The following is a 19,698-nucleotide window of genomic DNA, read 5'->3' on the forward strand; positions in this document are numbered from 1 at the left end:
ACCCCTGAAGGCTGATACTCCCAATTCACCCGGAGGGATGATGCCTGGCGCAGGGGGCCGCTGTTAGGTTCGGAGCATGAACACCGAACTCGACCAGCAGGCGGCTCCTGCCATCAGCCTGCGCGGCTTGGGCAAGCGCTACGGCCAGAAGATCGCCGTGAACGGCATCAGCCTCGATGTCCCCGCAGGATCCTTCTACGGACTCGTGGGTCCCAACGGCGCCGGCAAGACCACCGCGTTGTCGATGGCCACCGGCCTGTTGCGTCCGGATGCGGGACAGGCATTCGTCCATGGTGTCGATGTCTGGAAGGACACACGGCAAGCCAAGAAGGTCCTGGGTGTACTCGCCGACGGGGTGCGCCTGTTCGATCGGCTCAGCGGACGGCAGCTGGTGACCTATTCGGGGCTGTTGCGCGGCATGGATGCAGCCACGGTCGCACAGCGCACCGATGACCTGCTGCGCGTGCTGGATCTCGAGGAAGCCGGTGGCAAGCTCGTGGTCGACTATTCGGCCGGCATGACCAAGAAGATCGCCCTGGCGACGGCACTGATCCATTCACCGCGCGTGCTCGTGCTGGATGAGCCCTTCGAAGCGGTTGACCCGGTCTCGGCCGCGAACATCCGGGACATCCTGGCCGACTACGTCCATCATGGGGGCACCGTCGTTGTCTCAAGCCACGTGATGGACCTCGTCCAGCGCATGTGCTCCCATGTGGCGATCATCTCCGACGGGAACCTGCTCGCCGCCGGAACCGTCGACGAGGTCCGCGGTGGCGGCAGCCTCGAGGACACCTTCGTGGAGATGGTCGGCGGACGTGCCGAGGGGGGTGGGCTCTCGTGGTTGCACACCTCCTGAGGCTCAAGCTGGCCTTGCTGCGTAACGGGTTCCGCCGGAGCCCCTGGCAGCTGGTCGGCGTCATCCTGGGCGGGCTGTACGGGCTCGGGCTGGCCGTCATGCTCTTCGTCGCGATGTTCTTCCTGGGCGACCAGCCTGTCGAGTTCATTACCACCGCGTTGGTCCTCGCGGTCTCCCTGGTCACCCTCGGGTGGGCGGTCATCCCGGTGCTGGTCTCCGGCGTCGACCTGACGTTGGATCCGTCACGGTTCACGAGCTTTACCATCCCGCCGCGCCAACTGGTCGTGGGCTTGCTGCTCAGCGGCTTCATCGGCGTCCCCGGACTGATCACCTTGGTGCTGTTCGCCGGGCAAGGGCTCGCCTGGCGGGCCGAACCCGGCCTCGTTGTGCTGGGCCTGGTCTGCGGTGTCCTGGCCGCCCTCTTCGTCCTCGCCCTCTCCCGGCTCACCGTCACCGCTGCCACGGCGCTGACGTCGAACCGCAGGTTCCGCGAAGTCGGGACCATCGTCTTGTTCGTCCCGCTCATCATGCTCGGGCCCATCATCCAGACAGCAATGCAGGGAATCGAACACGGGCTCTCGTGGCTGCCGCGGGTCGCTGCGGTCCTGGGGTGGACGCCGCTCGGCTCCTTTGCCGCGGTACCCGGCGACGCAGCCGCCGGGGCCTGGGGCACGGCCGCAGTGCGGCTGGTGCTCTCGCTTGCCTATCTGGCCGTGACGGTCTGGGCTTGGCAGGTCTCGCTGATGCGCGCCCTCGAGACACCCCGCGAGCAGTCCGGAGGCACACGGAACGTCGCCGGACTGGGAACCTTCCGCCTCTTCCCGGCCACGCCCTGGGGTGCCGTCGCCGCACGCTGCCTCACCTATTGGTTCAAGGACCCGCGGTACGCCATGAGCATCATCATGGTGCCGCTGATCCCGATCTTCATCTGGTTCATGTTCGGCCGCGACGGCGACTTCACCGCGATGCTTTTCATCGCCCCGATCATCGCCGTGCTCATGGCCTTCAGCATCTCCGCTGACGTCTCCTACGACAACACCGCGTTTTCGCTGCACGTGCTGACCGGGGTTCGCGGGATCGATGACCGGCTCGGCCGGGTGGCGGCGTGCGCCGTGTTCACGGTGCCCACCGTCCTGGTCGCCGCGGTCCTGCCGGCCGTGCTCATGGGCGAGGTGTCGATGTTGCCCTCCATCCTCGGCCTCTCGCTCGGTGCGCTGGGAGCGGGATGGGCGGTCTCCAGCATCGCCTCGGCCCGCTACACCTATGCCGTCCCGCTGCCGGGGGACAACCCGATGAAGACGCCACCGGGGGCCGGGGCCCGGATGGCGCTGACCCAATTGGCGACCTTTGGCACGACGGCCGCGCTGGTGCTGCCCGAGATCGTGCTGCACATCGTCTTTCTGGTGACCGGGCAGGAACTGTATGCGTGGCTGGTCCTGCTCACCGGCGTCGTATTCGGTGCCGGATTGCTCCTGCTGGGGCTGCGCATCGGCGGGCGCTGGTTCGACTCCCGCGCCCCGGAGCTGATGCAGGCGACGGTACTGAACCGGTAGCACCTGCCCGGGTTGGTAGACTGGGCGCATGAGCTTGCCCCCAGATCCGTTTGAAAACGACCCCCGCGACCCGGGCCAGGGCGGCGGTACCGCGACCATCGAGCGAGAGCAACTGCGCGAGCACGTCGAACCCGGTGACAGTGAGCGCTTCGCGCATTACGTGCGCAAGGAAAAGATCATGGAGTCGGCCCTGACGGGTGAGCCCGTGATCGCGCTCTGCGGCAAGGTTTGGGTCCCCGGGCGTGACCCGAACAAGTTCCCGGTCTGCCCCGAGTGCAAGGCCGTGTACGACGGCATCAAGGCCCCGAAGGACGGCGGAGGCAGCGGCGACGACCAGTAGGTCGTAGCCGCGGGGACGGGCCAATCCGGTACTGTCCCGTGTCGATGGGGGGCGCACTGTCGCGCCCGCCGTAAGATGGTTTCTTCTTTCCGGTCGTTCGCGACCGATTCCAGCTGCCACCAAGCAATCGAGGAGGTTGGCCGTGGGCGATGCCCTATTCAGTCTGGGCGAGTCCATGCCACCGGCATACCCGGAGCGCGCGGCGTGGGGCACTGCCCCCAAACTTCGCCAGTGGCAGACGGAGGCACTGGATAAGTACTTCACGGACAAGCCGCGCGACTTTCTCGCCGTGGCGACACCCGGCGCCGGTAAAACAACCTTCGCGTTGCGCGTGGCAGCCATGCTGGTCGAGGCCGGCACCATCAACCGGATCACGGTGGTCGCGCCGACCGAACACCTCAAGAGCCAGTGGGCCGACGCCGCGTCGCGCATCGGGTTGGCGCTTGACCCGAACTTCAAGAATTCCGACGGGCGCCACGGGGCCGACTTCATCGGCGTTGTCGTTACCTACGCCCAGGTGGCCAGCAAGCCGCTGCTCCACCGGGCCAAGACCGAGGTCGCCCGCACGCTGGTCATCCTCGATGAGATCCACCATGGCGGCGACGCGCTGAGCTGGGGTGACGGCATCCGCGAGGCATTCGAACCGGCCACCCGCCGGCTCGCGCTGACCGGTACCCCGTTCCGCTCCGATACCGCGGCGATCCCCTTCGTGGACTACGTCGAGGACATCGAGGGGATCCGCCGCTCCAAGGCCGATTACACCTACGGCTACGGCGACGCACTGAAGGACCATGTCGTGCGTCCAGTGATCTTCATGGCCTACTCGGGCCAGATGCGCTGGCGTACCTCGGCCGGGGAGGAGATGGAGGCCCAGCTCGGCGAGGGCTTCACGAAGGACATCACCGCCCACGCCTGGCGGACCGCCCTGAATCCCGAAGGTGAATGGATCCCCTCCGTGCTCGCTGCGGCCGACCGGCGCCTCACCGAGGTCCGGCGCACGATTCCCGACGCCGGAGGGCTGGTCATCGCCACCGACCACTCCGATGCCAAGGCCTACGCGGCACAGTTGAAGCGGATCACGGGCGAGAAAGTCACCACGATCCTTTCCGACGACGCCGGTGCGTCCAAGAAAATCGAGGACTTCTCCGAGGGGACCGATCGCTGGATGGTCGCCGTACGGATGGTCTCCGAAGGCGTCGACGTTCCGCGACTGGCAGTTGGCGTGTATGCCACCTCGACGTCGACTCCGTTGTTCTTCGCCCAGGCCGTCGGCCGCTACGTCCGCTCTCGGAAACGCGGTGAGGTCGCCTCGATCTTCCTGCCGTCGGTGCCGATCCTCATGGCTTTGGCCAACCAAATGGAGGTCGAACGCGACCATGCGCTGGACCGGCCGGAACAGCACGTTGAGGATCCGGACTTCATCCCCGAGGAAGCCCTCATGGACGAGGCCAACCGCGAGGAAAAGGCGTCGGACGAGCTGTCCAAGCAGAAGTTCGAGGCCCTCGGCTCCCAGGCCTCCTTCGACCGGGTCCTCTACGACGGCGGCGAATTCGGCACGGGCGCAATGCTCGGCTCCGAGGATGAACAGGATTTCCTGGGGATACCCGGCCTGCTCGACGCCGACCAGGTCGGCGTCCTGCTGCGCCAGCGGCAGCAGGAACAGGTCACGCGCCGCAGCCGCGGCACCGCCGCTGCCGCCCCCGTCGAGGAGCCGTCGGTCACCGATCACCGGAGGCTGACCGAACTGCGGGGCAAGCTCTCCAAGAACGTTTCCGCCTGGGCCGCGCGGACTGGGACACCCCACGGCGTGGTGCACACCAAGCTGCGCGAGGTCTGCGGCGGGCCGGCCGTCGCCCAGGCGAACGCCGACCAGCTGAACAAGCGCCTGGACAAGCTGCAGGACTGGTTCGTCGGCAAGCGGTGACCCTCCGGCACTGCCTTTGACACACGTCGGCGGACCGGGGCCGGCGTCTGGCGCCACTTGCCTCCGATGGGGGCGACGAGCCGTGGATAGGGAGGGCGCACTGATTGGTTGGCTGCGCCAATCGGCAGGGTGCATCGAGCCAATAGACGTCGGCGAGCCTTATTGACACTGTGAATCTGTGGGTAAATACTGCAAAAGTGACCCGCACCACCGGGTTGCTGGATGGCAAGCTATTCACAGTTCCCGACGAGAGAGGCCATCGATGTCCTCAAATATTCCGCAGCCGACCAAGGTCAAGGTCGAATTCGACCGCGGCCTGAAACGCGATATCGGAAAGATCGGACTCCTGTTCACCGGCGTTGGATCCATCATCGGTTCCGGCTGGTTGTTCGGCGCATTCGAAGCGGCAGCCCTGGTGGGACCGGCCTCGATCATCTCCTGGATACTCGGCGCGGTCATGATCATCATCGTCGCCTTGAACTATGCCGAGCTGGGCGTCATGTTCCCGGTTGCCGGCGGTGTCATCCGGTTCCCCCACTACGCCTTTGGGTCGTTTGCCAGCTACACCAGTGGCTGGATCACCTGGCTGTCGGTCGCGGCCACCGTGCCGATCGAGGTCCTGGCGACCGTGCAATACGCCTCCAGTTACCTTCCCGGCTTGATGCACACGGTCGACGGCACGCTGGTGCTGACCGGGCAGGGAATTGCCGTCAGCGTCGTGCTCGTGGCGATATTCTGCGTCATCAACATGTTTGGCGTGAAATTCTTCGCAACGTTCAACAATGTCCTGGTCTGGTGGAAGTTGTTCGTGATCGTCCTGGTCATCGTCGTGTTGGGCATTCTGGCCTTCCACCCGGGACATTTCTACGAGGCCCGGTTCGGCGGCTTCATGCCCGAGGGCGCGGCACCGATCTTCGCTGCCCTCCCGGCTGCAGGCATCGTCTTCTCCTACTTGGGATTCCGACAGGGGGTGGAATTCGCCGGCGAAACCACGAATCCGCAAAAAAACGTGCCCTTCGCCTTGATCGGCTCCGTGGTGATCACCGGAATTATCTACGTCCTGCTCCAGGTCGCCTTCATCGGGGCGGTACCGGATAGCATGCTCGCCGACGGCTGGGGCGGTCTCTCGTTCACCGACGCCGCCGGGCCCTGGGCGGAAATTGCGATCGTGCTGGGCGCGATGTGGCTCGGCATCATCCTGTACGTCGATGCCGTCGTCTCTCCCGCCGATACAGGGCTGATTTACACCGCGCTGTCCCCGCGGCTGTCCTACTCCCAGGCCCGGGTCGGCAACGCACCGGCCGGGCTGGCCAAGCTGAGCAAGCGCGGCGTGCCCTGGATCGGATTGATCGTGACGTTCGTCGTCGCCTGCTTCATGTTCCTTCCCTTCCCGTCCTGGGCCCAGTTGGTCGGGTTCATCACCACCGGTACCGTGCTGTCCTTCGGCAGCGGCCCGGTGACCGTGGCGGCGCTGCGCCGCCAGCTGCCCGAGCAGGAACGCCCTTACCGGCTGCCCGGTGGGGACCTCATCCCGCTGCTGGGATTCCTCTGCGCCAACCTGATCGTGTACTGGACGGGCTGGGCCGTGAACTGGAAGCTGTTCCTGGCAGTGGCGGTCGGCTACATCGTGCTGGTGTTGCACTACATGTTCAGCGACCGCAGCAAGATCCCGCCGTTCCAGCTGAAATCCGGCTGGTGGATGATCCTTTGGCTCGCCGGTCTGGGTGTACTCAGCCTCCTGGGCCATTACGGCGAAGGCTCGCTGGACATCCTGACGTTCGGCTGGGGTGAACTCGGGGCGGCTGTGCTGACTGTCATCGTGTTCTACGTGGCCGTCTCGCAACGGCTTTCGTCGCAGGACGTCGTGGACAACGTCGAGCGCACCCACATCGTGGATGTTGAAGACGAGGAAGAGGGGCGGGCGCCGGTCATGTAGGCCCTGCTGGACGTCAGATCAAGCGTGCTCGATGCGGCTGCGAAGCCGGCATTCATCGAGCACGTCTTGGTGTCCGCGGCGATGGCCGGCGGGTCGGAACCCGGTTGGCGGCCTGGCATGGGTATGCCGTCCGGCAAGACGCGTCGCGGACCGGGCTCGTCGCCAGCCGGGCGCGGCATCGCCCGTGTGCCCACCACACCGGGGAGGCCGAGGACCGGGCCGAATCCTTCTTGTGCACGTGGCGAATCGATCCAACCGTCGATGAATTCGGCGCGTGGTGGTTGCGTCCGACTGGCGGTGCGGGGTTGAACCCGCAGGACGTGGCCACTGACGCGCTCCGTGCCTCCATTCAGTCCGATCTGAGCAGTACGTTGAGAATCTCGCCGACGGCGACCTCGTCCAAGCCTTCCCTGCGAAGTGGCAGGTTCGAATGCAGCTCGTAGACGTTGCGGCTTCCTACCCGGCGGCGGGTCAAGTAGCCGCCCTCCACCAAATCCGACACCAGCCGGTGCGCAGCACGCTCCTGCACCCCCACGGACTCGGCGATTTGAGGTAGTTCATTCATTGCAGCCGCAATGGCGGTGCATCGGCACCGGGTGAGGAACCCTCGGTCACCGGTCACCGGCTACTTGACCAACAGGGCAGCCAGGGCCCCAGTAAAACTTGTGTGCGGGACACGCCAACCGGGTCCCCGCCGGGCGTTCGTGGCTCGCTGCCTACAGAGTGGCGGCCTTCTCATGGTGCGCGGGGCAACCACGCACGTCTGTTGTGGGCATTCGCGTGGGTCAGTTGGCCGTTGGCGCCCTGACCGACGGTGGGCCCGACATGAGATATCTCGTCGTTGTCACGACCGGCAAGGACGGGGCCGGCCGACGGAATATGGTGGATGGCTACATCGATCGTCCGCCGGCGAGAGGAGAACGCGGTGTCGAACCCCGATGGGCAGATGCCCGTCACGGAAATCCATGAGGGTAGCTGGGCCCGAAACCCGCCTGGCGAGCGGCTCCGGCGCGCCGGCCGGCGCGTGCATGAGGTGTTGAAACGACCCGATTTCGTCACGGATCTGCTGCAAATCATCAAGTGCGTGGTCGCTGGCACGGGTGCCTGGTGGCTCTCGGCGCATGTCTTGAATTCCAGCTTGCCGTTCTTGGCGCCATGGACTGCGCTGTTGACCGTGCACGCCACTGTCCACAGGTCCCTATCTCGGGGCATACAGGCGACCGTTGCCTCCGCGATCGGCGTGGGGCTGTCGTTTCTCATCGGCAACTACCTGGGTGTCGGCATTTGGACCTTTGCCCTGGCACTTTTCGTGGGCCTGGTCGGGGCGCGGATCTCCTGGATCCGCGACGAGGGAGTGGCGATAGCCACCACGGCGATCTTCATCCTCGGCAGCGGGTTCTCCAGCCAGCAGCCAGTGCTCCTGGACCGTTTGATCGAGGTGGGCATGGGCGTTGCGGTGGGCGTCGCCGTCAATCTGCTGCTGATCCCGCCCCTGCGCGATCAGCAGGCGACTCGCTACATCGACAGCCTCAATCGCCGCATGGGCGGTGTCCTGGTGGACATGTCCGAAGAACTCTCCACTTCATGGGATACCGACAGCGCCGACGCCTGGTTCAACGAGAGCCAATCGATGAGTGACGAACTGAATTCCGCGTGGCAGTCCGTGCATTTCGCGCGGGAAAGCCGTCGAGCCAACCCCCGTCGCAGGCTCAGGGCGCAGGCCCGGCCAGGCGACGGACGGCGCCGACCTCGACAAGCGCCCCAGCAGGCCGATTACGAGGACATCCTCTACCGCGTCGACGAAGGCATCTCCCACTTGCGCAACCTCACCCGCACGCTGCGCGAAGCCACCTACTCCAGCGGTGAATGGGATGGACGCTTCCGGGAGAAGTGGGTGGCCATTGTCCGCGATACGGGACAGGCCATCGCGGATCCCGATATCGTCGTCGAACCGATCAACGACCGGTTGACCCAATTGGCGGCGACCATGTCGGGGGAGGACCTGCCCCGGCGGATGTGGCCGATCTACGGCTCCCTCATCACCAGCATGCGCCACATCGTCACCGTCGTGGATGACGTGGCCTCCGCACGGAAAGCCCGCGAGACGGGGACCAGCAGCATGCCGGATTCTTAGGTCCGACGCATGGGGCGGCCGTGCTGGTGGTGCGCTGCGGCGCCTGCAAGATGACGGCAGCGGATGGACGGATGCCTTCCACCGGAGACACCTACAACGAGATCGGCTGAAGTGCCAGCGCCCAACCCGGTATCCGCCCGTCGGGGCTAGGCGTCCTCGTCGATGGTGACCCCGGCGCGGCGCAGCTCGTCGAGCACGGTGGGCACCGTGGCGCGGTGTACGGCGGCCGTCAGGCGGGGGAGGACCGTGGTATCGAAGCGGGCGCGCACCGCGTCAAGGGCGGTGGCGCGGACGCAAAAATCGGTGGCGATCCCAACGATGTCCACGGCGTGGATCCGGCGGGTGTTCAGCCACTCGGCGAGTGACTCGCCGGGAGCGCCATCCAGTGTTTCCAGCGCATCCGCCGTCGTGCCCGGGTCATCGGCGGCGGGGTTCGCCAGGATCCCCTCGAAGCCGGAGTACGCGGCCTCGTAGCGCCCCTTGCGGAAGGTCGCCGTGATGGCATCGGCCTTCAGTACCGGGGCCAGCCCCGGGTGCAACTCGGCCCCATGGGTTCCCGCGACGCAGTGCACCGGCCAGGAATCGAGGTAGTCGGGCTCGGCGGAGAAGTGCTCGCCGGGATCGATGTGCCAATCCTGCGTCGCAAGGACCGCTGCGTACTTCCAGCCGGTGTCGCGCAGGTAGGCGGTGATGGCCGCAGCCGTTTCCGCACCCCCGGAGACTCCGAGCGAGCCGCCCTCGCAGAAGTCGTTCTGCACGTCGACGATGATCAGGGCGGTTTCCATGTGCTGCGTTCCTCCTAGATGTGGCCCACGAATTCCGTGGGGATCACGGGTTCTCCACGCTGCAACCGCTTGGAGAGACCGGGCATCTCCTTCACGCTATCGCGGTGGCGCTGCGTCGCCCGCTCCAGACCCGCGTGTCCGGTGAATCCGGGCACGACCTTCCCTCCGGTGACGAAATCGACCATCAGGTCGCGGTCGTTGGCGTTGGGGGCAGGGCGTTCGCCGATGCCGACGACCTCGGTGGTGGCGCGGCCGCGCTCGTTGAGCCGGCGCAGCGCGTACTTGCGCCCGCCCACGCTGACCTTGTTCTTCGCGGCCTTGGCCACGTCGGCGAATTCGCCGTCGTCGCCCTCGCGGGAGACCAGCTTGTACACCATCGAGGCGGTGGGGGCCCCAGACCCGGTGACCAGGGCGGTGCCCACGCCGTAGGAGTCCACGGGGGCCGACGCGAGGGCCGCGATGGCGTGTTCGTCCAGGTCGGAGGTGACCATGATGCGGGTGTTGTGGTTGCCCAGCTCGTCCAACAGGCGGCGGACCCAGCGGGCCTGGTCGATCAGGTCCCCGGAGTCCAGCCGGACGGCACCGAGCTCCGGCCCGGCGACCTCGACGGCGGTGCGCACCCCCTGCTCCACGTCGTAGGTGTCCACCAGCAACGCCGTCCCGGCCCCCATCGAGGCGACCTGCGCCTCAAACGCGGCGCGTTCGGAATCGTGCAGCAGGGTGAACGAGTGGGCCGCGGTGCCCACCGTCTTGACCCCGTAGTGCAGCCCCGCCTCGAGGTTGGAGGTGCTCTGGAAACCGGCGATCACAGCGGCCCGGGCGGCGGCGACGGCCGAATGCTCCTGGGTGCGGCGCGATCCCATCTCGATGCATGGGCGGGTGCCCGCGGCGGCGGTCATGCGCGAGGCCGCCGAGGCGATCGCCGAATCGTGGTTGAGCACCGAGAGGACGTAGGTCTCCAGGATGCAGGCCTCGGCGAACGTGGACTCCACGGTGAGGATGGGGGAGTGGGGGAAGTACAGGTCGCCCTCGGCGTAGCCGCGGATGTCGCCCGAGAACTGGTAGCCGGCGAGGTACTCCAGCGTGGTGTCGTCCACGACGTGGCGGTCGGCCAGGAAGTCGAGCTGCTCGGCGCCGAAGCGGAAGTGCTCGAGACCCTCAAGGATGCGTCCGGTGCCGGCGACGACGCCATAGCGGCGGCCATCGGGCAGGCGGCGGGCGAAGGCCTCGAACACCGAGCGGCGGTGCGCGGCCCCCGAATGCAGGGACGCCTGGAGCATCGTCAGCTCGTAGTGGTCGGTAAAGAGCGAGGTCGGCTGCTGCCACATGGCTCGGGGGACTCCTCGGATCGGTCGGTCGTGGACCACGCAGCTGCGGCCCGCACCACACTCTATCCGTCGCGGCGTTCCATGCGCCGTAGAATGAAGGAATGCCTGTCATGACCACTGCCACCGACGTCTTGCCCCGCGGCGAGACCTCCGAACGGCTGGACCTGGACGTCCCGTATGTCCTGCTGGTCTGGAACGACCCCGTGAACCTGATGAGCTACGTCAGCTACGTCTTCCGCAGCCACTTCGGCTACACCCAGTCCAAGGCCGACGCGTTGATGATGGAAGTCCACCAGCAGGGCCACTCCGTGGTGTCCACCGGGACGCTGGAGAAGATCGAGGCCGACGTCACCGCCATGCACGCCTATGGGCTCTGGGCCACGTTCCAACGCGCGGACCAGGGCTGAGACGCATGGCCCGCGCCTTCAAGTCAACGCCCCGCGGCTTCACCGCCCGGCTGGACACCACCGAACGCGACCTGCTGCGTGGCCTCTTCGAGGATGTCGCCCAGGTCCTGGCCCCCGGGCACAACGGCGATGTCCCGGCCGGGGAGGTCGACCCCCTCTGGGCCATGGTCGGCATGGACCCGCGCACCCACGCCGCCGGTTTCGCCGCCCCCACCGATGCCGCCGAGCGCCGGCTGCTGCCCGACGCCGTGCAGGATGACCCCGAGGCCGCGCTGGAGTACCGCCGGCTGACCGAGACCTCGCTGCGCGAGACCAAGACCGGCAACCTCAAGGCCGCGGCCCTGGCGATGGAGACCGGCACCCTGGTCTTCGAGACGGCGGCGGCCAACCAGTTCGCCCAGGCGCTGAACGACGTGCGCCTGGTGCTGGCCGAGCGGCTGGACCTGCGCGACGAGGCCGATGCCGAGCGCATCGCGAACATGACCGATGCCCGCAATGTCGGGGACGTCGACGAGTACCTGGCACTGATCTACAACTTCGTCACCTGGCTGCAGGAATCACTGATGCAGGCCCTGCTCGGGGACCTGTGACGTGGGCCATATTCGCTGTGGGCTGCTGCCACGGCGACCCCGCAGGCAGTATGGTCGGTAGATCATGAACAGCCACCCACCCGCGCAGCCCGGGGATGCCGCGTCGGCGGACCGCCGCGCCGCACGCGAACGCACGGCACCGCTGGGAATCTTCGACTCCGGCGTCGGAGGCCTGACCGTCTCGCGGGCCATCATCGACCAGCTGCCCCATGAATCCACCCTCTACGTCGGGGACACCGCGAACAGCCCGTACGGCCCGCTGCCGATCGCCCAGGTCCGCGCCAACGCCCTGGGCGTGATGGATGAACTGGTCGACGCCGGGGTGAAGCTGCTGGTCATCGCGTGCAATTCAGCCTCCGCCGCTGTGCTGCGCGATGCCCGCGAACGCTACACCGCCCGCTACGGGATCCCCGTCGTCGAAGTCATCCTGCCCGCGGTCCGCCGCGCCGTCGCGGCGACCCGCAACGGGCGCGTCGGCGTCATCGGCACCGAGGCCACCATCGGCTCGCGGGCCTACGAGGACGCGTTCGCCGCCGCACCGCACCTGCAGATCACCGGGGCCGCCTGCCCGCGGTTCGTCGAATTCGTCGAGAACGGCATCACCACCGGCGAGGAGCTGCTGCGCACCGCCGAACGCTACCTGGCCCCGCTCAAGGACGCCGGCGTGGACACCCTCGTGCTCGGCTGCACCCACTATCCGCTGCTGACCGGCGTGATCTCCTACGTCATGGGCGACGGCGTCACCCTGGTCTCCAGCGCCGAGGAGACCGCGAAGGACGTCTACGGCGCACTGATGCGCCACGGCATTTCGAGCGGCACCGGGATGCGCGGCAGCCACGAATTCATGTCCACCGGCGACGCCGCCTCCTTCGAGGTCCTGGCCCGCCGCTTCCTGGGCCCCGAGGTCCAGGGCGTCCGCCACGTCGCCCACGGCGGGAACATCCACCCCACCGGGGAAATCCCGCGGGTGGACCGGCTGCGCGCAGGCTCCGGGGACCAACGGCTGGAAGCGGGGATCGGGCCGTGAAGATGACCATCATCGGCTGCTCGGGCTCGTTCCCCGGCCCCGGCTCGCCGGCCTCCTGCTATCTGGTCACCGCGCACGACGGCGAACGCACCTGGCGGATCCTGCTGGACCTGGGCAGCGGATCGTTGGGCGTGCTGCAGCGCTACATGGACCTGGAGGACATCGACGCGATCTTCCTCTCCCACCTGCACCCCGACCACTGCATGGACATCTGCGGACTGCACGTGGCCGTGCACTGGAACCCCAACGGCTGGAACCGCGACAGGATCACCGTCTGGGGCCCGGCGGTGACCGCTGACCGGATGGCTACCGCTTACGGGCTCGAACTGGACCCGGGCATGCATGAGGACTTCGATTTCCGCCACTGGGTGCCCCGTGCACCGGTGGAACTGGGTCCGTTCACCGTCTCCGCGATCCCGGTCAGGCACCCGGTCGAGGAGGCCTACGCGTTGCGCGTCGAGGCCACCGAGCCCCTCGCCGACGGCTCCGTGCGCACCTCGGTGCTGGCCTACTCGGGCGACACCGACACCTGTGACGGACTCGTCGAGGCGGCCCGCGACGCCGACATGTTCCTCTGCGAGGCGGCCTTCGAGGAGGGGCGCGACGACGGCATCGAGGGAGTGCACCTCACCGGCAAGCGCGCCGGCGAAATGGCCACCGCGGCCGACGCGAAGCGCCTGCTGCTCACCCATATCCCCGTCTGGACCGACGTGAACACCGTCGTCGACGAGGCCAAGACCACGTACGACGGCGGATTGGCCGTCGCGGTTTCGGGGGTCACCTATGGTGTCTGGTCAGGTGATCGGCTGGGCGAACCCAAGGCCCGCCCCGCGCCACGGGACCCCACCCGCGCTTGAGTCGGTGTCTGTTCAGGCGATGTTGGAGTCGAAGTTCAGTAGTTCCGCAGCCGCCGCAATGCCTGCCGCGATGCCCGGGTGGTTCAACGGGGCCGAGAAGGAAGGCGTGTGGGGAAACGGCTTCGTCGTCCACAGGACAACGACTTCGCGGCCGGCGACGGCCGAGGGCGCCACGATCCCACCGAGCTCCGGCCAGGCTTCGTGAACCACACGGGCCCATGCGCGCGTGAGGGACTTCTCCTCCGATCCGGCCAGCGCGGACTTCGCTCCCGCACGTGGTAGCCAGACATCTGTGAGATCGAGCAGAACGGCGTCCTTCGCCGTTTCGATGGCCGTTGCATAGCGTTCCCCCGCGTTGACGTCGACAAACCGGGTGTCCTGGTACACCTTGGCGACGCAGGTGAGCAGGTCGCGGCCGAAGTAGGCTGCTCCCCGCGGGGAATGGTCTGCAGCTGGTTCCGGCTGCGGGCCCTAGCGCGCACCAGACAGCAGCCCAAACGTGCGCAATCCGTTCCATGCCATCGGATGGGCGGAGGCCGTCGAGTGGATCCGCCACAGGACGGTACCGGCCACCAACCTGCGATCATGTCTTCCGATGTGGCGCAGGTCCCCAGAGGACGGCGGCCTCATAAGCGGCCGACCGACGATGCCAGGGCAACAACCGGGTCCGACGCTCCGCCCGAAATCAGCCAGTCCCTGGGTGTGGCGGGTACCCCGGCGAGACGGAGGTCGGGTTGCGCGGTCGTGAAGAACCCCTGGACGGTCTGGGGATGGCTACCCAGCGGCAGCGCCTCCAGAACCCCTGCAAGGTGCGGTAACGGCCGTCCCGTTTCACTGAACTGCCAGGCCGGGAACAGCATTCGTCCGTTGGCCTTGAAGGAGTACAGTTTCCGGTCCAGCACATAGTGGCGAACCGTGGATGGCTTCAGACGGAGCTGGGACGCCACCTCGTTTGAACCCAGGCTGACCGCCTCGTGAAGGACTGCAGCTGCGACAGAGGCGGTCATCGCGTGGGCGACCAGTTGTGGGTCGCTGGGGATGCCGGAATGCTTGTCCCAGAACGATTGGCCGGCCGATGTCAGTGCCGCGGTGTCGGTGGGCTTGAGGCGTCCAAGTGCGCGTTCAAGCGCGTCGGCAAGCTGATCGCTGCTGAATCCCGGACGAACCCTGTCGATGAGTGCCTCGACCGGCGCGTGCGTCCCTGTTGTCATGGCCCGCCCCTCCAACCACGTTCTATCGCGTTGTGGTCGAAAGTGGCCCGCCCGGCGCGGGTGCCTCGTCAGCCGATGCGCTCCGCCAGCGCCACGATGATCCCCTCCGGCCCGCGCACGTAGGCCATGCGCCAGACGCCCTCGTACTCGCCGATCCCCCCGACCAGCCCGTAGCCATCCCCGGCCAGCTGGTCCACGAGTCCCCGGAGGCCGTCCACCTGGAACGCCACATTCCGCAGCCCCACTTCGTTGGCCATGGCCTTCGGCGAGCCGGGAACCAGCTCCGGGTGGAAGAAGGTCGAGACCTCAACGCCGGCACCGCCGTCCGGTGCCCGCAACATGACGATCTCGGAGCGGGAGCCGGGGATCCCGGTCACCGTATCGACGAACGTCCCCTCCATGGGCGTCCGGCCTTCCACCTCGAGGCCGAGCGCGACGAAGAATGAGATAGCCGCGTCGAGGTCGGCGACCGTGATCCCCACATGGTCAAAACTTCGTACCGCTGCCATGGTCCTTGTCCTCCGAGTTGTGGTGGGCGGCAATCACCCACGCTGCGTGGGGCCACACTATGCCTTCACCTTGCCTCCGGCCAGAGATGGGCAGGGGTCTGTGTGGTTCGGCGCGGGCCGTCGACGGACCATAGACTGGACGGCATGACTACAGGCTCCAACGCATCCTCCGTCCAGCGCGCCGACGGGCGCGGTACCGCCGATCTGCGCCCCATCTCCATCACCCGCGGATGGTCCCGGCAGGCCGAGGGGTCGGCGCTCATCGAATTCGGCAATACCCGGGTGCTGTGCACCGCGTCCTTCACCGCAGGCGTCCCGCGCTGGCTCAAGGGCGAGGGGACCGGCTGGGTCACCGCCGAATATGCGATGTTGCCCCGGGCGACCAACACCCGCAACAGCCGTGAGTCGGTCAAGGGCAAGATCGGCGGCCGCACCCACGAGATCTCGCGGCTGATCGGCCGCTCGCTGCGCTCGGTCATCGACACCAAGGCGCTGGGCGAGAACACGATCGTGCTGGACTGCGATGTCCTGCAGGCCGACGGAGGCACCCGCACCGCGGCGATCACCGGCGCCTACGTGGCACTGGCCGACGCGATCGCCTGGGCCCAGGGCGAGAAGCTCATCAAGGCCAACGCCACCGTGCTCACCGACAGCGTCTCGGCCATCTCCGTCGGCATCATCGATGGGACGCCGATGCTGGACCTGCCCTATGTGGAGGACGTCCGCGCCGAAACCGACATGAACGTCGTGGTCACCGGCAGCGGCGACTTCGTCGAGGTGCAGGGCACCGCCGAAGGCGCCCCGTTCAAGCGCGACGAACTGGACGCCTTGCTTGACCTGGCACTGATCGGCACCTCGGAACTGGCCATCATCCAGCGCGAGACCCTGGGCCAGTGACGGCTGCCGAACCGCGGCTGGTCCTGGCCACCCACAACCAGGGCAAGCTGCGCGAACTGCGCGAACTGCTGCGCGGTCAGGTTCCCGGGCTCGACGTCGACACCCAGGTCGTCGATGCCGGCACCGTGGGTGCGCCCGACGTGCGCGAAACCGGTGTCACCTTCGAGGCCAATGCCCTGCTGAAGGCCCACGCCGTCGCCCAGGCCACCGGACTGCCGTCGATCGCCGATGATTCCGGCCTCGCCGTCGACGTCCTCGGCGGTGCCCCGGGCATCTTCTCCGCCCGCTGGGCCGGCCGTCACGGCGACGACCAGGCGAACCTTGACCTGCTGTTGGCCCAGCTCGGCGACATCTCCGCCGAACACCGGGGTGCGTCGTTCATCTGCGCCGCCGCCCTGGCGCTGCCGGACGGCACCGAACGGGTCGAACTCGGCCGTCTGGCGGGCACCTTGCTGGACGTCCCCCGCGGCCAGGGCGGGTTCGGGTATGACCCGGTCCTGCTGCCGGAGGGCTCGGAGCTCAGCTGCGCAGAACTGACCAGCGAGGCGAAGAACGCCATCAGCCATCGTGGCCAGGCTTTCCGCGCGCTGATGCCCGGGATCGTCAGCGTCCTCGCAGCAGGCTGAAGCTGCACCGCGGGCTGACCGGGCACGTGCCGATCAGCCCGTCGCCCGATCCGCCTTGCGCCGTTGGCGCTTGTACCGGTCGGACATCTTCTCCAGCGGAATGTTCTTGGTCTCCGGGACCTTGAAGAACACGAACACCAGCGAGGCGAGGGCGAAGAACGCGTACATGCCGTAGGTGAAGGGCAGCGACATCTCGCTCAGCGCCGGGAATGTCACGGTCACCGCGAAGTTCGCCAACCAGTTCACTGCTGTCGCGATGCCCACGGCGAGTCCGCGGATCTGGTTGGGGAACATCTCGCCCAGCAACGTCCACATCACTGGCCCCCAGGACACCGCGAAGAACACCACGAAGGCGTTGGCTGCCACCAGGGCGATGGGGGCCCACGGTTGGGGCAGTTGCGGCTGGCCGTCGACGATCGAGGACTGGGTGAAGGAAACTGCCATCAGGACCAGGCTGAGCGTCATGCCCGCCGATCCCACCAGGAGCAGCGGGCGGCGCCCGACCTTGTCGATGAGGAAGACGGCCACCACCGTGATCACGATGTTGGTGATGGCAGTGATGACCGAGGCGTTGGAGGCGAACTCCGAACTGAACCCCACGGAGCGCCAGAGGGAGTTCGAGTAGTAGAAGATGACGTTGATGCCCACCAGTTGCTGGAACGCGGCGATGACCACGCCAACCCAGACGATCGGAACCAAGCCAAGCGTTCCACCCCGCAGGTCGCTGAAGGACGGCTTCGAATCGCCCCTGATGGATTTGCGGATCGACTGCACCAGCGTGTCGGTGTCCGCTTCGCTGCGCCCGTGGACGTGGCCGAGGACCTTGGTGGCGCGGTCGACGTCGCCAATGGCGATCAGTGACCGGGGCGACTCGGGAAGCCTCAGGGCCAGGACGCCGTAGAGCACGGCAGGGATGACGCCGGCCAGGAACATCCAGCGCCAGGCGTCGAGCCCGAACCAGAGTTGCTGGTCGGCGCCGCCCGCGGCTCCGGCGAACAAGTCATCGAGAAGCAAGGCGACGAAGATCCCCAGCACGATGGCCAGCTGCTGCAGCGAGGTGAGCCGGCCACGCAGGCCGGGAGGGGAGATCTCCGAGATGTAGGACGGGACGATCGCGGAAGCGGCCCCGATGCTCAGCCCGCCGATGACGCGCCAGGCCGCAAGATCCCACGCCGCGAAGGCGAAGGCCGATCCCAGGGAGCCGAGCAGGAACAGGATGCCGACGATGAGCATGACCCTGGTCCGGCCCCATTTGTTCGCCACCGGCCCACCGAACCATGCGCCGACGGCAGCACCCAGGAGGGATACGGCGACCACGAATCCGGTGATGGCCGGGTTCAGGTCGAACTGGCCGGTGACCGCCTCGATCGCGCCGTTGATCACCGAGCTGTCGAAGCCGAAGATGAATCCACCGATGGCGGCACCGATGGAAATCAGAACGACGCGGATGGTGTGTTGTCGGTCCAGCGAATCGTAGGGTTCCTTGTCGCTGGTTTCCCGTTCGGACTGGTGCTCGTCCACGATTGATCTCCTGGCCACATCGGATACGTGCTTACTCCTCACCATAGGCACGCCCTATAGTGGGCGGCAACGATGTGGTGCGTTGCGTGGTGGATTGAGCGACCACCGTCTGCGCCGACAACCAGGGAAGGCCACGCGTGGGCAAACGACGGATCCACCACGTGGTCGGCAGCGCGACCCGGGCAGTCGGCCCTATAGCCCTCTGGGGACGCCTGCGGCAGGCCCTGCCCATCGTCGCGCAATGTGCCGGGGCGGCGGGTGTCGCCTGGTGGTTGGCCTCCACGCTGCTCGGCCATGCCAAGCCCGTTTTCGCCGCCATCGCCGCCATCATCTGCCTGGCTGGGGGAAAGGGCGAGCGGGCACGCCAAGCGGTCGACCTGGTGGCCGGCGTCCTCGCCGGCGTCGTGGTCGGGGAGGTCATCCGGTACACGGGATCCGGCACCGGGGTCATCAAGGTCGTGGCTGTGGTCGTCCTGGGCATGCTCGCCGCGGCCGCCATCGACTTCCGACGCCTCGCCTACATCCAGGGTGCGGCATCCGCACTCTTCGTCCTCGTCCTGCCCCCGCTGCAGAATCCCGCCAGCAGGTTCCTCGATGCGGTGGTCGGCGGGGCGCTGGGGCTGGTCGGCAGCCAGATCCTCTTCACCCCGGACCCGGTGACCCTGGTCGCTGCCTCTCTGAAACGCGTGCTCGGAAGCGTGGAGAACGCCCTCGTCGCCGGTTCCCGCGCCATCGAGGAGGACCACCCCGACGCGGCGGAGAGGGCCATCCGGTTCGCCCGGGAGGCCCGCAGCGACCTCGCCGAACTGTCGACCCAGCGTGTGATCGCCCACCGGATCCGGCGGTGGACGGTGCGTGGACGCCGGCGTTCCGCCCGGTTGCGGCAGCTCGATGAGACGCTGGACCATGTCGACGTGCTGGTGGCCGCCACGGTGCTTCTCATCCAGGGGCCGGCCATCCAGGATCCCGCCGACGGCCCTCGCGAAATGGCTTTGGCGCGCTTCCTGCGCGATGCCGGCCAGGATGTCTCCACGGCTGCCCAGGTCCTCGGCGAACGGTCACGCGGACACTATGTGGCCAGGGAATTCCGGGCCCGGCTTCCTGCAGCGTTGGAGGACGACGTTGCCTCCTCTGCGCGCGCCATCCTGGCGTCGCTGGACGCGGTCATCCCCTCCGGGTCCCCGGAGGTGGGGTGAA

General features: G+C 67.3%; 20 protein-coding genes. 13 read left to right on the forward strand and 7 right to left on the reverse strand.

Going from position 1 to position 19,698, the window contains the following annotated elements:
- Positions 1 to 76 precede the first annotated feature (76 nt).
- The 5 genes from AC1MEQ_RS17765 to AC1MEQ_RS17785 all read left to right on the forward strand — a co-directional run bounded on the left by AC1MEQ_RS17765 (position 77) and on the right by AC1MEQ_RS17785 (position 6,609).
- Entirely contained in the window at positions 77 to 856 is a 780-nt protein-coding gene (locus AC1MEQ_RS17765; protein WP_479792625.1) for an ABC transporter ATP-binding protein, read from the forward strand.
- Positions 838 to 2,409 carry a transporter gene (locus AC1MEQ_RS17770; protein ID WP_479792628.1) on the forward strand — a complete coding sequence of 524 codons (1,572 nt, stop codon included), beginning with the start codon at positions 838 to 840 and terminating at the stop codon, positions 2,407 to 2,409. The genes AC1MEQ_RS17765 and AC1MEQ_RS17770 overlap by 19 nt, the downstream gene beginning before the upstream one ends.
- Positions 2,410 to 2,437: 28 nt before the next feature.
- Positions 2,438 to 2,749: a DUF3039 domain-containing protein gene (locus tag AC1MEQ_RS17775; RefSeq protein ID WP_479792630.1), complete on the forward strand. Its 312-nt coding sequence runs from the start codon at positions 2,438 to 2,440 to the stop codon at positions 2,747 to 2,749.
- A gap of 175 nt (positions 2,750 to 2,924) precedes the next feature.
- Positions 2,925 to 4,673 (forward strand): DEAD/DEAH box helicase, encoded by a 1,749-nt coding sequence (locus AC1MEQ_RS17780; RefSeq protein WP_479796174.1) that lies wholly within the window; start codon positions 2,925 to 2,927, stop codon positions 4,671 to 4,673.
- 262 nt (positions 4,674 to 4,935) lie between these two features.
- Positions 4,936 to 6,609: an APC family permease gene (locus tag AC1MEQ_RS17785; RefSeq protein WP_479792633.1), complete on the forward strand. Its 1,674-nt coding sequence runs from the start codon at positions 4,936 to 4,938 to the stop codon at positions 6,607 to 6,609.
- A gap of 349 nt (positions 6,610 to 6,958) precedes the next feature.
- On the opposite strand, the gene AC1MEQ_RS17790 is transcribed toward AC1MEQ_RS17785, so the two are convergent.
- Positions 6,959 to 7,174, reverse strand: a complete 216-nt coding sequence (locus tag AC1MEQ_RS17790) for a hypothetical protein (RefSeq protein ID WP_479792635.1) — start codon at positions 7,172 to 7,174, stop codon at positions 6,959 to 6,961.
- A gap of 321 nt (positions 7,175 to 7,495) precedes the next feature.
- Between AC1MEQ_RS17790 and AC1MEQ_RS17795 the strand changes: the two genes are divergently transcribed.
- Positions 7,496 to 8,743, forward strand: a complete 1,248-nt coding sequence (locus AC1MEQ_RS17795; RefSeq protein ID WP_479792637.1) for an FUSC family protein — start codon at positions 7,496 to 7,498, stop codon at positions 8,741 to 8,743.
- Positions 8,744 to 8,889: 146 nt separating this feature from the next.
- Here the strand turns inward: AC1MEQ_RS17795 and AC1MEQ_RS17800 are convergent, their stop codons facing one another.
- The gene (locus tag AC1MEQ_RS17800; protein WP_479792639.1) at positions 8,890 to 9,528 is read right to left on the reverse strand and encodes an isochorismatase family protein; all 639 of its coding nucleotides are present in this window, start codon (positions 9,526 to 9,528) and stop codon (positions 8,890 to 8,892) included.
- Positions 9,529 to 9,542: 14 nt separating this feature from the next.
- Positions 9,543 to 10,856, reverse strand: a complete 1,314-nt coding sequence (locus AC1MEQ_RS17805) for a nicotinate phosphoribosyltransferase (RefSeq protein WP_479792641.1) — start codon at positions 10,854 to 10,856, stop codon at positions 9,543 to 9,545.
- A gap of 110 nt (positions 10,857 to 10,966) precedes the next feature.
- On the opposite strand from AC1MEQ_RS17805, the gene clpS reads away from it, so the two are divergent.
- From clpS to AC1MEQ_RS17825, 4 genes are all read left to right on the forward strand, one after another.
- On the forward strand, positions 10,967 to 11,263 hold the full coding sequence (gene clpS / locus AC1MEQ_RS17810; RefSeq protein ID WP_479792643.1) for an ATP-dependent Clp protease adapter ClpS: 297 nt from the start codon (positions 10,967 to 10,969) through the stop codon (positions 11,261 to 11,263).
- Between the two features lie 5 nt (positions 11,264 to 11,268).
- Positions 11,269 to 11,853 carry a DUF2017 domain-containing protein gene (locus AC1MEQ_RS17815; protein WP_479792645.1) on the forward strand — a complete coding sequence of 195 codons (585 nt, stop codon included), beginning with the start codon at positions 11,269 to 11,271 and terminating at the stop codon, positions 11,851 to 11,853.
- 64 nt (positions 11,854 to 11,917) lie between these two features.
- Positions 11,918 to 12,880 (forward strand): glutamate racemase, encoded by a 963-nt coding sequence (gene murI / locus AC1MEQ_RS17820; protein WP_479792647.1) that lies wholly within the window; start codon positions 11,918 to 11,920, stop codon positions 12,878 to 12,880.
- A complete protein-coding gene (locus tag AC1MEQ_RS17825) occupies positions 12,877 to 13,737 on the forward strand; it encodes an MBL fold metallo-hydrolase (protein ID WP_479792649.1) in 861 nt (286 codons plus the stop codon). The genes murI and AC1MEQ_RS17825 overlap by 4 nt, the downstream gene beginning before the upstream one ends.
- Positions 13,738 to 13,749: 12 nt before the next feature.
- Here the strand turns inward: AC1MEQ_RS17825 and AC1MEQ_RS17830 are convergent, their stop codons facing one another.
- From AC1MEQ_RS17830 to AC1MEQ_RS17840, 3 genes are all read right to left on the reverse strand, one after another.
- A complete protein-coding gene (locus AC1MEQ_RS17830; protein ID WP_479792651.1) occupies positions 13,750 to 14,124 on the reverse strand; it encodes a hypothetical protein in 375 nt (124 codons plus the stop codon).
- A 239-nt stretch (positions 14,125 to 14,363) separates the two neighbouring features.
- Entirely contained in the window at positions 14,364 to 14,948 is a 585-nt protein-coding gene (locus tag AC1MEQ_RS17835; RefSeq protein WP_479792653.1) for a hypothetical protein, read from the reverse strand.
- A 68-nt stretch (positions 14,949 to 15,016) separates the two neighbouring features.
- Positions 15,017 to 15,457 (reverse strand): VOC family protein, encoded by a 441-nt coding sequence (locus AC1MEQ_RS17840; protein ID WP_479792655.1) that lies wholly within the window; start codon positions 15,455 to 15,457, stop codon positions 15,017 to 15,019.
- 144 nt (positions 15,458 to 15,601) lie between these two features.
- Between AC1MEQ_RS17840 and rph the strand changes: the two genes are divergently transcribed.
- Both rph and rdgB read left to right on the forward strand, forming a co-directional pair.
- A complete protein-coding gene (gene rph, locus AC1MEQ_RS17845) occupies positions 15,602 to 16,354 on the forward strand; it encodes a ribonuclease PH (protein ID WP_479792657.1) in 753 nt (250 codons plus the stop codon).
- Positions 16,351 to 16,980 carry an RdgB/HAM1 family non-canonical purine NTP pyrophosphatase gene (rdgB, locus tag AC1MEQ_RS17850; RefSeq protein WP_479792659.1) on the forward strand — a complete coding sequence of 210 codons (630 nt, stop codon included), beginning with the start codon at positions 16,351 to 16,353 and terminating at the stop codon, positions 16,978 to 16,980. Before rph ends, rdgB begins: the two co-directional genes overlap by 4 nt.
- Positions 16,981 to 17,013: 33 nt before the next feature.
- On the opposite strand, the gene AC1MEQ_RS17855 is transcribed toward rdgB, so the two are convergent.
- Positions 17,014 to 18,501 (reverse strand): sugar porter family MFS transporter, encoded by a 1,488-nt coding sequence (locus tag AC1MEQ_RS17855; RefSeq protein WP_479792661.1) that lies wholly within the window; start codon positions 18,499 to 18,501, stop codon positions 17,014 to 17,016.
- Between the two features lie 137 nt (positions 18,502 to 18,638).
- Here AC1MEQ_RS17855 and AC1MEQ_RS17860 point away from each other — a divergent pair, with 137 nt between their 5' ends.
- Positions 18,639 to 19,697 (forward strand): FUSC family protein, encoded by a 1,059-nt coding sequence (locus AC1MEQ_RS17860; RefSeq protein WP_479792662.1) that lies wholly within the window; start codon positions 18,639 to 18,641, stop codon positions 19,695 to 19,697.
- The last annotated feature ends 1 nt before the right edge of the window (position 19,698 follow it).

The sequence above is a fragment of the Arthrobacter sp. ASL1 genome (assembly GCF_056680475.1).

Bases quoted from the DNA above. Each gene is read 5' to 3' on its own strand.
- AC1MEQ_RS17765 (WP_479792625.1), top strand. From the start codon at position 77: ATGAACACCGAACTCGACCAGCAGGCGGCTCCTGCCATCAGCCTGCGC.
- AC1MEQ_RS17775 (WP_479792630.1), top strand. From the start codon at position 2,438: ATGAGCTTGCCCCCAGATCCGTTTGAAAACGACCCCCGCGACCCGGGC.
- AC1MEQ_RS17780 (WP_479796174.1), top strand. From the start codon at position 2,925: ATGCCACCGGCATACCCGGAGCGCGCGGCGTGGGGCACTGCCCCCAAA.
- AC1MEQ_RS17785 (WP_479792633.1), top strand. From the start codon at position 4,936: ATGTCCTCAAATATTCCGCAGCCGACCAAGGTCAAGGTCGAATTCGAC.
- AC1MEQ_RS17790 (WP_479792635.1), bottom strand. From the start codon at position 7,174: ATGAATGAACTACCTCAAATCGCCGAGTCCGTGGGGGTGCAGGAGCGT.
- AC1MEQ_RS17795 (WP_479792637.1), top strand. From the start codon at position 7,496: ATGGCTACATCGATCGTCCGCCGGCGAGAGGAGAACGCGGTGTCGAAC.
- AC1MEQ_RS17800 (WP_479792639.1), bottom strand. From the start codon at position 9,528: ATGGAAACCGCCCTGATCATCGTCGACGTGCAGAACGACTTCTGCGAG.
- AC1MEQ_RS17805 (WP_479792641.1), bottom strand. From the start codon at position 10,856: ATGTGGCAGCAGCCGACCTCGCTCTTTACCGACCACTACGAGCTGACG.
- clpS (WP_479792643.1), top strand. From the start codon at position 10,967: ATGACCACTGCCACCGACGTCTTGCCCCGCGGCGAGACCTCCGAACGG.
- AC1MEQ_RS17815 (WP_479792645.1), top strand. From the start codon at position 11,269: ATGGCCCGCGCCTTCAAGTCAACGCCCCGCGGCTTCACCGCCCGGCTG.
- murI (WP_479792647.1), top strand. From the start codon at position 11,918: ATGAACAGCCACCCACCCGCGCAGCCCGGGGATGCCGCGTCGGCGGAC.
- AC1MEQ_RS17835 (WP_479792653.1), bottom strand. From the start codon at position 14,948: ATGACAACAGGGACGCACGCGCCGGTCGAGGCACTCATCGACAGGGTT.
- AC1MEQ_RS17840 (WP_479792655.1), bottom strand. From the start codon at position 15,457: ATGGCAGCGGTACGAAGTTTTGACCATGTGGGGATCACGGTCGCCGAC.
- rph (WP_479792657.1), top strand. From the start codon at position 15,602: ATGACTACAGGCTCCAACGCATCCTCCGTCCAGCGCGCCGACGGGCGC.